Genomic DNA, 13,686 nt, shown 5'->3' on the forward strand with positions numbered 1-13,686 from the left:
GGCGCCGGCGCCGGAGGGCGGAGGACCCGGAACGTCACGGCCTCAGATGACGCCCTGGGCCAGCATCGCGTCGGCGACGCGCTCGAAGCCGGCGATGTTCGCGCCGGTCACGTAGTCGCCGGGGGCGCCGTAGCGTTCGGCGGTCTCGCTGCACGTGGCGTGGATGTCCGTCATGATCCGCGCCAGCTCCTCCTCGACGCGGGCGGCCGGCCACGCGGTGCGCGAGGCGTTCTGCGCCATCTCCAGGGCGCTGACGGCGACCCCGCCCGCGTTCGCCGCCTTGCCCGGGCCGAAGGCCACCCCCGCCTGCCGGAACAGCTGCACGGCCGCCGGCGTCGTCGGCATGTTCGCCCCCTCTGCCACGGCCTTCACACCGTTGCGGACCAGGGCGGCCGCGTCGTTCTCGTCCAGTTCGTTCTGTGTGGCGGACGGCAGGGCCACATCGGCCGGCACCTCCCAGACCCGTCCGCCGGGCACGAACCGGGCCGAGGCCCCCCGCCGCTCGGCGTACTCGCTGATCCGGCCGCGCTCGACCTCCTTCACCAGCTGGAGCAGCTCCAGGTCGATGCCCTTGTCGTCGACCACGTATCCGGTGGAGTCCGAGCAGGTCAACGGGTTCGCGCCGAGCGCCAGCAGCTTCTGGACCGTGTAGATCGCCACGTTGCCGGAGCCGGAGACGACCGCCGTCTGCCCCTCCAGGTCCTCACCGCGCCCCCGCAGCATCGCCTCCGCGAACAGCACGCTTCCGTACCCGGTCGCCTCCGGCCGGACCAGGGAACCGCCCCACAGCGAGCCCTTGCCGGTGAGGACGCCCGCCTCCCAGCGGTTGGTGATCCGCCGGTACTGGCCGAACAGGTAGCCGATCTCGCGACCACCCACACCGATGTCGCCGGCCGGGACGTCGGTGTGCTCACCGATGTGCCGGTGCAGCTCCGTCATGAACGACTGGCAGAACCGCATGACCTCCGCGTCGCTGCGCCCCCGCGGGTCGAAATCGCTGCCGCCCTTGCCGCCGCCGATGCCGAGCCCGGTCAGCGCGTTCTTGAAGACCTGTTCGAAGCCGAGGAACTTCACGATGCCGAGGTTCACCGACGGATGGAAACGCAGGCCCCCCTTGTACGGACCCAGCGCGCTGTTGAACTCCACCCGGAAGCCCCGGTTGACGTGGACCCGGCCCCGGTCGTCCTGCCACGGCACCCGGAAGATGATCTGCCGTTCCGGCTCGCACAGCCGCTCCACGAGCCCCGGCTCGGCGTACACGGGCCGCGCCGCGAGCACCGGCGCCAGCGTGTCGAGCACCTCGTGCACGGCCTGGTGGAACTCGGGCTGGGCGGGATTGCGGCGCTCGATCTCGGTGCGCAGGGTGTCGAGCCGGCTCTTGGCGTCGGGTCGGGTCGTCGTCACGGGGTCCCTTTCTGGCACGGCTGCCACCGGTACGAGACCGGTGATGGGCGCTCGGCGCCTTTGCCGGGCGCAGGACGCGGCCGCCCCGGAAGCCGGTGCCCGACTCCAGGCCCGGTCCTCCGGGAACGGCCGAGGCCCCAGTGTGCCCCGTGTGCTGAGGCGCCGCCAGCAGCATGACCGAGGGCGCCCGCCGGTCCCCGGGCAGTCGCGGCACCTCCTGACCGAGCCCGACCCGCCCGCTCCTTCGCCGCCGTCCCGGGACCCGTCCGAGCCGCGGGGTGGTGCTCGCTCAACGCAGGGAGGGGTGTGACTCCGTCCGCAGCTTCCACAGGTCCGGGCGCATGATCTCGCGGCTGGTGTCCGGCCAGGCGAGCCGGACGGACGTGAAGACGATCAGGCCCTCGGCGACCGCGCCGAGCAGCACGGCGACGACTCCGGGGCCGACACCCAGCAGGGCCGGGGCGGCGACGAGGGCCGCGACCAGCAGGAGCACCAGCGCGCGGGAGTGCACGCCCGGCGTGTAACGGGAGGGGCGCGCGAGCGGACGGGCCCGCGCCGCGGCCTCGGTCGCCTGCAGCGGCACGTCACCACCGCGCAGCCAGGGCCCCCAGTCCTCCTCGTAGGTCTCGCCCCACACGACGTGTCCGCTGTCGGTGACCAGCGCGGCCGGCACGGTGCGTCGCCTGTCGGTGGCCGCGATCTCCTTCCACAGGGTCGGCCAGCACAGCCAACCCGTGTGCCCCCCGAGCCGGGCGGCGGCATGGGCGAGGTGCCGCTCCCCGTTCGTACGGAAGTTGGCACCTTGCATCGGCCCGAACCGCACGCGCCCGGCGGGGCCGGTGTCGGGCACGAGGTCGATCGCGTACGTGGTGTGGGTGTCGACCTTTCCCGTGCCCTTCCTGGCGGGTGTGCGGTAGTCCTGCCTCACCGGCGTGCCGACCCGCACGCGCAGGGCGAGTACGCGTCCCGCCGCCGCGTCCTTGCGCAACAGCCGGTGCGGGGCTTCGAGCTGCCTGGTCAGCAGGCCGATGCCATAGAGGGAAGGGACCAGCCCGTAGACGAAGGTGACCGCGCACAGCGCGACACCGAGGCGCGAACCACCGGTGCCGTAGGCACTGCGGGCGACGGCGTACGGCGCCCAGACCACGAGGTAGGTGGCCGCGATCCGCCCCCAGTCCCGCCGCACCGGGCCGAGCCTGGCGGGTATCCCCGTACGGGCGGCCACGGCGGGCAGGGTGTCGTAGGCCGGAGCGGCCTTCACCGCGGCCACCCAGCCGCGGGCCAGTACGGCCGCGAGGGCAAGTGGCACGAGCACGTCCCACCGCTGCGCGCCGGCGTCGTAGCGCGGTGCGTCGAAGGGGTACCGCACGATCGCGGCGGCCACCGCCACCGCCGCGCACAGCAGCGTGGCAGCGCCGATTCCGACGGCCGGCGGCGTGGACCGGTGACGCATACGGGCCTCCCCCTGGCCTTTCGATCACTGCGAGCGTGTGCTCGGGTGAGGGTACGCAGAACAGCAGGGGCGGGGAAGGGCCGCACGTCAGTCCGTCGGGCGTCCGACGGACTGACGTCCGACGCGGGTGGGTCGGCGTCGGACGCCCGGTGGGTCGGCGTCCGACGCCTGGTTGCCCGGCATCCGGTGGACCGGCGGACCGGGCGGCTACACAAGCGAACGCCGTCGTCTGCTCACGGCGTAGGCCGCGCCGGCCCCGCCCAGGACCAGGACGGCACCGGCGCCGAGTCCGATCCACAGCATGCCGTTGTCGTCCCCCTCGGACGACGAACCGGCGGTCGCCGCCCCGCCGCCTTTCGCCGGGCCGCCCGCTCCCTGCGCGGCGGGGGCGCTCTTCAACGGAGACGGCGACGCGGCGGCAGCGAGGTCCGGCAGGGGGTAGACGTCGGCCGGTCCGGGGTCGCCGGGGTGCTGGAGGGCGACGCGCGGCCGGACGATGCCGTAACCGATGGAGTCGTTGCGCTTCGCGCCGTTGGTGGGGCCGCCGATCGTGTTGAGCATGACGCGGAGGACCTGGTTGTTGGTCCAGTCCGGATGCGCGGCCCAGATCAGAGCGGCACTGGCGGAGGCGATGGCGGTGGCGTCGCTGGTGCCCCAGGTCTTGCACAAGCCCGTCTCGCCGCCGCAGGCGTGAACCATCCCCTCGCCGGGCGCCGAAATGTCCACCTGCGAGCCGTATTGGGACCAGGACGTCCGACGAAGGTCTTTGCCTACGGCTGCGACTCCGACGACACCGGGCGTAGCAGCCGGGTATTGAACGGGATTCCCCTTCGATCCGTCATTACCCACGCCCGCGAAAATGAGCGCACCGTGATCAAGGGCGTACTTCACGGCAGCGTTGAGCTGGGAGGAGTGGGCGGGCGAAGCCAGGGAGATGTTGATGACCCGAGCACCGGAGTCTGTCGCGTATCGGATGGCCTTACTGAGGTAGGACGGTCCCGAAAAGGGGTTGTCATCCTGCTGACCTGGCATGCGGACAGGAAGAATTCTCGCGCCGGGTGCGAGGCCGAAAGCTCCCCTTCCGCCTCCGTACGAGCCTGTCCCGGCGATGAGTCCCGCCATCCCCGTGCCGTGGCCGTCGTAGTCCGAGTGCTCATCGCCGGACCGGCTTGCAGCGAGGTCCAGCCCATCAAGGACGCGTCCCCTGAGGTCGGGATTGTCCGAGTCGACTCCGCTGTCGATGACAGCGACGGTGACACCTTTGCCGGTACTCGTCCGCCACATCTCCTCGGCATGCATGGCGTCGAGGTGCCACTGCTGGGAGCGGGTGGAGTCCGCGTGAGCCTGCATGGTCGTAGCGCCCATGAGCAGTAGGCCGACGGCCGTTGAGGTCAAGGCACGAAACCCCTTGTGCCACATGTCGCCCGTGGGCATGCGCATCGTCTGGTGTCCCCTGATCGTCAGTCGGTAGTCGGCGGTTCGGTTGGACGGTCCGTCGTCTGCTTCTCGTTACGCTGCCGGCCACGACGGGCCGATTCGTTCCAAGCCCCACGAACCGCAGCCCGCGCGGTGGTGCCACTGGGCACACCGCCGGAGACCCCTCCCCGTGTCGGTGCAGAGGGCACCGGTGCGCCGGGTCGCGCAGGAGCAGGACCTGTGCGCTGCGGAGTACCGCCGATGATGCCGTCGTGCGGCGCGGCAGTGGCGCGGCCGGCGGATGACCCGGGAGTCCGAGGGACCGGCTGTCCCGTCGCTCCCGCGACCGGCTGTCCTGTCACTCCAGTGATCGGCTGGCGGCCGGCCGCACCGCGACTGGCCGCAGGGCCGCTTCCGGCCGAAGCGCCAGGCACACGTCCCATCGACCGGCCAGTGGCGGACGGCGTAGCCGGACGTCCACCGGTCACCCCTGAGCCAGGTGTGACGCCCCGGCCGGATGCCGAGTTCTGGTGTGCGGCCCCACGGCCGGTGGCTCCCGTGGAACCGGGCAGATTCCGCCCCGGGGCAGTACCTCCACGGCCGGTCCCCACTCCAACAGGCCCTTGCCCGGCCTCGCCGGGCAGTCGCCCTCCACCGACTGACTTCCGGGTCCCGCCCAGCGCGGAAGGCGTACGTGCAGGCCCGCGTGGCGTCGGGCAAACCAGTCCGTTCGTCGGCAGCGGAGTTCCTAGGTCCGGGCGCGCGGTTCCAGTGAGCCCACCCGTCGGCTCAATAGCAGGCTGACGAACCTCCGGGGCCGACGACACGGAGTCGATGGCCACTTGCGTGGCAGGCTCGATCGTCGGCGGACGCAAGTGACGGGACGACGCTTCCTGCACGGGTGGCTCGCGATGGAGCTCTGAAGTCACCACATCGCGCTGCTCAGCTCGCGTAGTCCCGGCATCACGAAGAGTTCCATGGCTGAGCACTCCGCCGTCCATTCCGCCGGAGGTGCCTGTTCCGGGGCGGGCCAGGTCCTGGGACCCATGATCGATTCCCGGCGTGATCGCAGCGGGCGGCGGGGGGAACTTCGGTCGCTCCAGTTGGTTCATCTGCGTCGCGGAAAGCGAGTAGGACTGCGCCAGCTTCCGCATCTGGGCAGCCGCCTCCTGGCGGACCTTCTCCTTGTCCGCCGCCAGGGCCGCCAACTCGCTCCGCGACTTGGCGCCGACCGCAGCCGCGTCCGGGTCGTTGTGCGCGGCCCGTGCCGCGTCCAGGTTCGCCTGTGCGCCCTTGGTGTCACGCGGGATCGACGCCTGGGCCGTGGCGATGGCGCCGGATGCCTGTCCGAGCCACTTCGCGGCGTCGTCGCTGAAGTCCCCCAGCCGCAGCGTGGAGTTGGCGAGATCGGCGGCCCACGTACGGAACGCGTCCGCGCCCTCGCCCTTCCACTCCACCCACTGCGGACGGACCTTGAGTTCGTCCGCGATCTTGCGGATCTCCTCGGCCGCCGCGGTCAGGCGGTCGGCGGCGGCCTGCACCTCTCCCGACTTCGCCTGGTCGAGCCACGCCAGCATCTGCTCGTGGCTCATGCTCTCGAACGGCGTACCGCCGCCGGCTCCCCTGCCCGCCATCAGGACTCCCCCCTCGCCATCAGATCGAGCCTCCGGTGTCGCCCGCCGGCGGAGCCGGGGACTGCTCGGGCTGCGCCGCGGCCTGTCCCCCGTGCTCCTTGTTCTTCGGCAGTGCGGGGTTGTAGGACCCGCCGTAGTGCTCGGTCGTCTCGGCGCTGATCGCCGCCATGCGGTTGCGGACGTCCACGTCGATGTTCTCGTAGCCCTTGTGCGAGGCCGTCACCGCGATACCCATGCCCTCTATGGAGTCGGACAGCAGCTTCGACAGCGTCTCCAGCTCGCTGATCACCGTCTCGTACGCGGTGTGCAGGCCGGTCGCCTCCGCCCAGGCTCCGTCCCCGCCGCCGAACTGCCGGCGCGCGAGCTGAGCCTGTCCGACCTTGCCCGGGCCGGCTTCGGAACCCTTGAGGTCCCGGATCAGGTCGTCCACCCGCTTCTGGAACCTGGTGAACGACGACAGCTCGGTGGCGACGTCAGCGGCTGCCTTGGCCGCGTCGCGCGTTCCCGTGAGCAGGTTGGAGAACAACGAAGACGGCTGCGCGGCCGCCCCGGCGTCGCTCGGCAACACAACGTCCTCCCCCGTGTAGTCAGCCAGACGCGAACTCACCGACAACTCTAGCTACGCCCGGTGACAGCCCCGTCTCGGGACGTCCCTCAGCGCTGCGAATCAGCCGGTTCACTCACACGGGCCCGGCCGGCACCCCACTCCTACCCAACTGCCTCCGGTCGGCAGCCACATGAGCACCCCTACTCAGTTCCCCCCAGGCCCACCACCTCCCCCACCACGGACCACCCGGCCGAGAACCGCCCCTCGGACGTGGTCACCGATCTGACGGGCTGGGGGTATGAGGCCCGGCGGAGGCTCCGAGTCCGCAGCCCGCGGTTCTCAGGGCGGCGGGGAAGTAGGCCCGCATGAATTTCTCGATGTCTTCCCGGTGAGTGCGATCCATGAGCTTGATCCGCGGCAGTTGAAGGGTGAGCGTGAAGTGTTCACCGCCTTTGGTTCTGCACGGTGCCGTGGAGATGGCACCATCCGTTCCGACCACCGTCTCGTAGGCGAATGCGATGGTGCGTGGGTCTGTGACCCCGGAGACCGAGCCGGTACTCCTTGCGAGGTACATCAAGTCCCTGGCGCCGCTGTCCCACGAGAAGCGAAAACGCATGACCACGTCCTGCCGCGCCAGGACCAGGCAGGGGGCCGTCGTGGCTTCAGTACGGTTCACACGGTCGTACTCATGCCAGTCGTTCGCCGACGTGACGAGCGGCCGAGTGAGCGCCGGATCGATACGGGTGCCGCAAATCGTCGTTGGAATCGGCTGGTCAGCGTCCTGATGTTTTTCGCAGGACACAGAGGTGGCCGCGAGCGGGAGAGCCAGCAGGCTCAGGACACGAACGCGTCGGCGTGTCCTCACTTCGACGGCTCCCCGGACACTCCGGTCGCATGCGCCATCCCGTCTTGCGCCGATCTCCCGATCTCCGTCTTGGCGTCGAAGGCCGTGCCAGCACCTGCCCGTCGCGTCTTACTCCACTCCTCCGCGAGGCCCATCAACTGGCTGTTTCTGGTGTCGTAAGCCTTGATGTTGTCATCCGCCTGCTTCTCGTCGAGCCTTTTCTGTTCGTCCTCCAGCCACTTCTCCGTGACGTAGTCGAAGCCCTCCTGTACGTCGTCGCTCGCTACCGGGATATAGCCGATGGCCCGGTCGAAGAGCGGCTTGGCAGTGAATTCCGCCGTCTTCGGGTCGCCCTGCGCCTGGATGCGGGCCTCCTCCAGGAAGCCGACCGTGCGGCCGGCGCGGATCAGGGGTTCCGTCGAGTCCGAGTGGTCGTCGTGGATGCCAGTCACCATCGCCTGGTTCAGGCCGCCGTTCAGGGTGCCGTAGGCGTCCTTGTCCTTGGAGACCTGCTTCACGACCTCGAAGAGCTGGTCCTGCTTCAGGGGGGAGTGGGCGATGTCGATCTCACTCATGGACCTGTGCACCGTGCCGCCGTGGTTCACCAGGATCTTCGCCATGGGCTCGCGCAGGGACGGCGGGAAGTCGTCACCCTGGTCGGACAGGTGGGTCAGCGCCGACCTCAGCACCGCCTCGTTCCGCGCCGTGTGGGCCGCGTAGTGCGCGTGCCGGTCCGCCGGGTCGATGCCTGTCGTGGCCGCCTGGAGCGCGGCACCGAAGCCCGCCCGGTCGTCGCCGTCCGGGCGGGCCGTGTAGGCGGCGGCCTTCCCGTTCTCCCGCTCGTGCAGCGTGACGTCCCAGTCGCGCTCCTTCACGAGGTACTTCATGTGCGCATCCGAACCGAGGTAGTGCGCCGCCGTGGCCGGATCACGGCTCATGAGGCCGAGCATGCCGTCCACCGGGTCGTTGGCGAACCAGCCGTCGCGCCGGCCGGCGTACTCCCCCTTCAGACGCCAGACGCCGGGGTCCCTCCTCTCCGCCGAGATCATGTCGTCGGTCAGGTCCTCGAGCATTCCGGGCGCGTACCCGTGGCCCTTGCGCATCAGGGTCACCAGTGACTGGTACCCCACGGCCTTGTCCATGCGGGCCCCCTGGGCGTCGGTGGCGTAGTGCTGAACTCCGGCCTGCCGCATCTCGGCGCGCCAGTGCCGGTACCACTCCGACGTCGTGTCCTTCGTCGCCGTGGCGAGAGCATCGGCGAGGCCCGTCTCGATCGACCCGAACGCGCTCGCGCGCCGCCCGCCGTCGACGTGGACGAGGTCGTTCAGTTCGTTCGTCAGCCTGATGGTGCCGGCTGCCCCGAGGTCGTCCAGGAGCGTGCGTGCGAACGCCTCGTCGCCGCTGTTGTCGCGGAACGTCCGCTGCAGTTCGGCGATCTCCCCGTCCGACAGCTGACCACCCCTGGCCAGCTTCTCCAGCGCCCGTTCCGCCTGAAGCGCCTCGTATGTCTCGACGTCCCCCACCGCTCCGCCGTTGAAGCCCCTGCCCCCGCAGGCCAGCGGGTCCGGCGCCGTGGCCGCCGTCAGGGCGATCCGCACGCCGGTGTCCGCGTCCGTCACGTCCCGTACCGCCTTGTCGATGCGCTCCTGCCAGGCCCGGACACGCTCCCCCGACTCCGGTGCCCCGGCGTGCGCGTCGTCGCCCTCGCGCCCTTTCGTGCGCCCGGGATCCGGGCTGACCACCCCTCGTTCCGACACCCTCATGCCGGCCTCCACCGCCTCCGCGCACGCGGCCTTCAGTCTGCCCCTCAGCTCGCTGAACTGGCTGTGCGCGTCACGCAGCAGCGACGCGACCGCCCTCGCCTCCGTCTGGGCGGAGCGGTACTCCTTGAGCGTCGCGTCGAAGCGGGCGTGTGCGGCGTCTGCACTCAGGCCCGTCCACGACGGGCCCATGGAGATGCAGTGGACCTCCCGCCGGTACGCCGTCTCCTGCTTCTCCAACTCGCCCGCCATGCCGTCCCAGCGGTCGGCGGCGGCGGTGAGGGCGGAGAGGTCGGTGCTCATGATCTCGTGGTAGGTCGGCATCCCCGTGTCCCGTCGTCCTGTGTCCCCGTCTCCCGGCCCCCGCAGGCCCGCACGCCGCGTCCTCCCCCTGGGCCTGCACGCCCACGCCCCCCGCGCCCGTCCGCCACGCCCCCGTACGCTCCCGCCGCCGTCGTCAGTACCCGTCCAGCGCGGACGCCCGCCGCAGCGCCGACCCGGTCGCGAGGTCCGTGCCCGTCAGCACCCTGTTGCCCTGGCGCAGCGCCTCCTTCTCCGCGCCCAGCCGGTCCATCAGGTTCTTCACCTGGTCGCCCCAGGCACGGTGCGCCTTTCGCAGGGCCGCCGACGTGAGCCAGCCGTCCCCGTCCCGCGCGCCGAAGGCCCTCACCGCGGCCGCCGTCTCCTCGTCCGCCCAGCCGCCGGCCGTGCCCGTGCCGGGCTGGAGACGGTTCTCGACGGCCTTGGCCGCGGCCTGCTTCTCGGCGGGTGACGAGGCGAGATCCCTCGGTCCGGGTCCTGCACCACCGGCCACCGGCCACCCCCCGTGTCGCGTCGCCGCTTCCGTCGGCTCTCCACAGGCTCAACCGGTGCACGCCGGGCTTCGTCACGGGGTGCTGTGCCGTCGCGGCGTTGACGTGGGGCGGGCGTGTCGCGGGCCACGTCGTGTTCGCTGCGGCCGTCGGGCTCTCCCCGGGGTGGTCATCGCCGTAGGACCCCACGGCTCCCCCCGGCCTCGCAGGGGCGCGGGCATGCGAAAGGGCCCGTACGACAGAAGTCGTACGGGCCCCTTCAGGTGCTCGCAGTCGGAGCTACCGGGTCAACCGACCCTCAAGCAAGCGGAACTTACTTGACGATCTTGGTGACCTGGCCGGCGCCGACGGTCCGGCCACCCTCACGGATGGCGAACTTCAGGCCCTCCTCCATGGCGATGGGCTGGATGAGGTCCACCTTCATCTCGGTGTTGTCACCCGGCATGACCATCTCGGTGCCCTCGGGGAGGGTCACCACGCCGGTCACGTCCGTCGTGCGGAAGTAGAACTGCGGGCGGTAGTTGTTGAAGAACGGCGTGTGGCGGCCACCCTCGTCCTTGGAGAGGATGTAGGCCTGCGCCTCGAACTCGGTGTGCGGGGTGACCGAGCCCGGCTTGATGATGACCTGGCCGCGCTCGACGTCCTCGCGCTTGATGCCGCGGAGGAGCAGACCGACGTTCTCACCGGCCTGGCCCTCGTCGAGCAGCTTGCGGAACATCTCGATGCCGGTGACCGTGGTGGAGGTCTTCTCCGGCTTGATGCCGATGATGTCCACGGTCTCGTTGACCTTCAGGACACCACGCTCGATACGGCCGGTGACGACCGTACCGCGACCGGTGATCGTGAAGACGTCCTCGATCGGCATGAGGAACGGCTTGTCGACGTCGCGCTCCGGCTCCGGAATCGCGCTGTCGACGGCGTCCATGAGCTCCAGGACCGACTGGCCCCACTCCTTGTCGCCCTCGAGCGCCTTGAGCGCCGAGACCTTGACGACCGGGACGTCGTCGCCCGGGAACTCGTACTCGGTGAGGAGCTCACGCACCTCGAGCTCGACGAGCTCCAGGATCTCCTCGTCGTCCACCATGTCGGCCTTGTTCAGGGCGACGACGATGTACGGAACGCCGACCTGGCGGGCCAGGAGCACGTGCTCCTTGGTCTGCGGCATCGGGCCGTCGGTGGCGGCGACCACGAGGATGGCACCGTCCATCTGGGCGGCACCGGTGATCATGTTCTTGATGTAGTCCGCGTGACCCGGGCAGTCGACGTGGGCGTAGTGACGCGCCTCGGTCTGGTACTCGACGTGCGCGATGGAGATGGTGATACCGCGCTGACGCTCCTCGGGAGCCTTGTCGATCTGGTCGAAGGCCGAGGCCTCGTTCAGGTCCGGGTACTTGTCGTGCAGCACCTTGGTAATGGCGGCCGTGAGGGTCGTCTTACCGTGGTCGATGTGACCGATGGTGCCGATGTTGACGTGCGGCTTAGTCCGCTCGAACTTCGCCTTCGCCACTGGGGTCCTCCTGTGGAGTGGTTCTGTACGCCTTACTTCATCGGCGCCAGGTGATCTTTGCTGGATGGCCCGGATCCTCGGGGCATTCCGCCGTCTTCACTACGGATTCCGGCCGAATGCCCCACGAGGCTCCGGAGTCAAGCCTAAGGGCTGGAACGCGGGTGAGTTACTCGCCCTTGGCCTTCGCGATGATCTCCTCGGCGACGTTCCGCGGAACCTCGGCGTAGGAGTCGAACTGCATCGAGTAGCTCGCGCGACCCGACGTCTTGCTGCGGAGGTCTCCGACGTAGCCGAACATCTCCGAAAGGGGTACGAGACCCTTCACGACACGGGCACCCGCCCGCTCCTCCATGGCCTGGATCTGGCCACGGCGGGAGTTGATGTCACCGATGACCTCGCCCATGTAGTCCTCGGGCGTGGTGACCTCGACGGCCATCATCGGCTCGAGCAGCACGGGGCTGGCCTTGCGCGCGGCCTCCTTGAAGGCCTGCGAACCGGCGATCTTGAAGGCGAGCTCGGAGGAGTCCACCTCGTGGTAGGCGCCGTCGAGCAGCGTCACGCGCACACCGGTCATCTCGTAACCGGCGAGGATGCCGAACTGCATGGCCTCCTGCGCACCGGCGTCGACCGAAGGGATGTACTCCTTCGGCACGCGGCCACCGGTGACCTGGTTGACGAACTCGTAGGAGGCGTCGCCGCCCTCGAGCGGCTCGACCGCGATGATGACGCGGGCGAACTGGCCGGTGCCACCCGTCTGCTTCTTGTGGGTGTACTCGACCTTCTCGACGGCCTTGCGGATCGTCTCACGGTACGCGACCTGCGGCTTGCCGACGTTGGCCTCGACCCTGAACTCACGGCGCATGCGGTCGACCAGCACCTCGAGGTGCAGCTCGCCCATGCCGCCGATGATGGTCTGGCCGGTCTCCTCGTCGGAGTGGACCTGGAAGGAGGGGTCCTCCTCCGCGAGGCGCTGGATCGCGACGCCCAGCTTCTCCTGGTCGCCCTTCGACTTCGGCTCGATGGCGACCTGGATCACCGGGGCCGGGAAGTCCATGGACTCCAGGATCACAGGGTTCTTGTCGTCGCACAGCGTCTCACCGGTCGTGGTCTGCTTCAGACCCATGACCGCGACGATGTCGCCGGCGCCCACCGACTCGATCTCCTCACGCTTGTTGGCGTGCATGCGGTAGATCTTGCCGATGCGCTCCTTGCGGCCCTTGACGGAGTTCAGCACCGAGGTGCCGGACTCCAGGCGCCCGGAGTACACGCGGACGAAGGTGAGCTTGCCGAGGTGCGGGTCGCTCATGATCTTGAACGCCAGCGCCGACAGCGGCTCCTCGTCGGACGGCTTGCGCCGGACGACCGCCTCCGGGTCCTTGACGTCGTGGCCCTCGATGGCCTCGATGTCGACCGGGGACGGCAGGTAGCGCACGACCGCGTCGAGCAGCGGCTGGACACCCTTGTTCTTGAAGGCGGTGCCGCAGAAGACGGGGGTGACGGTCGTGCCCTCACCCTTGCCGGAGGCGATGGTGATGCGGCGGATCGCCGCGTACAGCTGCTCCACGGAGGGCTCCTCGCCCTCCAGGTACAGCTCCATCATCTCCTCGTCGTTCTCCGCGACGGCCTCGAGCAGCTTGCCGCGCCACTCCTCGGCTGCCTCGGTGTGCGTGGCCGGGATGTCGACGGTGTCGTACATCTCACCCTTGGTGGCCTCTGCGGACCACACCAGGGCCTTCATCGTGACCAGGTCGATGACGCCCTTGAAGTCAGCCTCCGCGCCGATCGGCAGCTGCATGACCAGCGGCTGCGCGCCCAGACGGTCGACGATCATGTCGACACAGCGGTGGAACTCGGCTCCGGTGCGGTCGAGCTTGTTCACGAAGCAGATGCGCGGCACGCCGTAGCGGTCCGCCTGACGCCACACCGTCTCGGACTGGGGCTCGACGCCGGCGACGCCGTCGAACACCGTCACGGCACCGTCGAGCACACGCAGGGAGCGCTCCACCTCGACGGTGAAGTCGACGTGACCCGGCGTGTCGATGATGTTGATGGTGTGGTCGACGTCCTCCAGCGGCCAGTGGCAGGTGGTGGCAGCAGAGGTGATCGTGATGCCACGCTCCTGCTCCTGCTCCATCCAGTCCATGGTGGCAGCGCCGTCGTGGACCTCACCGATCTTGTAGGACACACCGGTGTAGAACAGGATCCGCTCGGTGGTGGTCGTCTTGCCCGCGTCGATGTGAGCCATGATGCCGATGTTGCGCACCTTGGCCAGGTCAAGCGAAGTGGTAGCCATAAGGCTTCAGTCTTCT

At 69.7% G+C, this 13,686-nt stretch carries 9 protein-coding genes; all 9 read right to left on the reverse strand.

Annotated features, from left to right (window positions below; translation table 11 throughout):
• Positions 1-42: 42 nt before the first annotated feature.
• The 9 genes from gdhA to fusA all read right to left on the reverse strand — a co-directional run bounded on the left by gdhA (position 43) and on the right by fusA (position 13,670).
• On the reverse strand, positions 43-1,404 hold the full coding sequence (gene gdhA / locus ACWDNY_RS25180; protein WP_451648062.1) for an NADP-specific glutamate dehydrogenase: 1,362 nt from the start codon (positions 1,402-1,404) through the stop codon (positions 43-45).
• Positions 1,405-1,693: 289 nt separating this feature from the next.
• The gene (locus tag ACWDNY_RS25185; protein WP_451648063.1) at positions 1,694-2,857 is read right to left on the reverse strand and encodes a hypothetical protein; all 1,164 of its coding nucleotides are present in this window, start codon (positions 2,855-2,857) and stop codon (positions 1,694-1,696) included.
• A gap of 207 nt (positions 2,858-3,064) precedes the next feature.
• Positions 3,065-4,297, reverse strand: a complete 1,233-nt coding sequence (gene mycP, locus ACWDNY_RS25190; RefSeq protein ID WP_451648064.1) for a type VII secretion-associated serine protease mycosin — start codon at positions 4,295-4,297, stop codon at positions 3,065-3,067.
• 1,629 nt (positions 4,298-5,926) lie between these two features.
• Positions 5,927-6,475: a hypothetical protein gene (locus ACWDNY_RS25195; protein ID WP_451648065.1), complete on the reverse strand. Its 549-nt coding sequence runs from the start codon at positions 6,473-6,475 to the stop codon at positions 5,927-5,929.
• 253 nt (positions 6,476-6,728) lie between these two features.
• Positions 6,729-7,319, reverse strand: a complete 591-nt coding sequence (locus ACWDNY_RS25200) for a hypothetical protein (RefSeq protein WP_451648066.1) — start codon at positions 7,317-7,319, stop codon at positions 6,729-6,731.
• Entirely contained in the window at positions 7,316-9,361 is a 2,046-nt protein-coding gene (locus ACWDNY_RS25205; protein ID WP_451648067.1) for a WXG100 family type VII secretion target, read from the reverse strand. Before ACWDNY_RS25205 ends, ACWDNY_RS25200 begins: the two co-directional genes overlap by 4 nt.
• 154 nt (positions 9,362-9,515) lie before the next feature.
• Positions 9,516-9,872 (reverse strand): hypothetical protein, encoded by a 357-nt coding sequence (locus tag ACWDNY_RS25210; protein ID WP_451648068.1) that lies wholly within the window; start codon positions 9,870-9,872, stop codon positions 9,516-9,518.
• A 311-nt stretch (positions 9,873-10,183) separates the two neighbouring features.
• Complete coding sequence (gene tuf, locus ACWDNY_RS25215; protein ID WP_451648069.1) at positions 10,184-11,377, reverse strand: elongation factor Tu; 1,194 nt, start codon at positions 11,375-11,377, stop codon at positions 10,184-10,186.
• A 166-nt stretch (positions 11,378-11,543) separates the two neighbouring features.
• A complete protein-coding gene (fusA, locus tag ACWDNY_RS25220) occupies positions 11,544-13,670 on the reverse strand; it encodes an elongation factor G (protein WP_451648070.1) in 2,127 nt (708 codons plus the stop codon).
• Between the last annotated feature and the right edge of the window lie 16 nt (positions 13,671-13,686).

It is taken from the genome of Streptomyces sp. NPDC003697 (assembly GCF_053587115.1).

What these genes read in the sequence shown, in the direction of transcription:
- mycP (WP_451648064.1), bottom strand. Translation starts at nt 4,297, where the DNA reads ATGCGCATGCCCACGGGCGACATGTGGCACAAGGGGTTTCGTGCCTTG.
- ACWDNY_RS25205 (WP_451648067.1), bottom strand. Translation starts at nt 9,361, where the DNA reads ATGAGCACCGACCTCTCCGCCCTCACCGCCGCCGCCGACCGCTGGGAC.
- ACWDNY_RS25185 (WP_451648063.1), bottom strand. Translation starts at nt 2,857, where the DNA reads ATGCGTCACCGGTCCACGCCGCCGGCCGTCGGAATCGGCGCTGCCACG.
- fusA (WP_451648070.1), bottom strand. Translation starts at nt 13,670, where the DNA reads ATGGCTACCACTTCGCTTGACCTGGCCAAGGTGCGCAACATCGGCATC.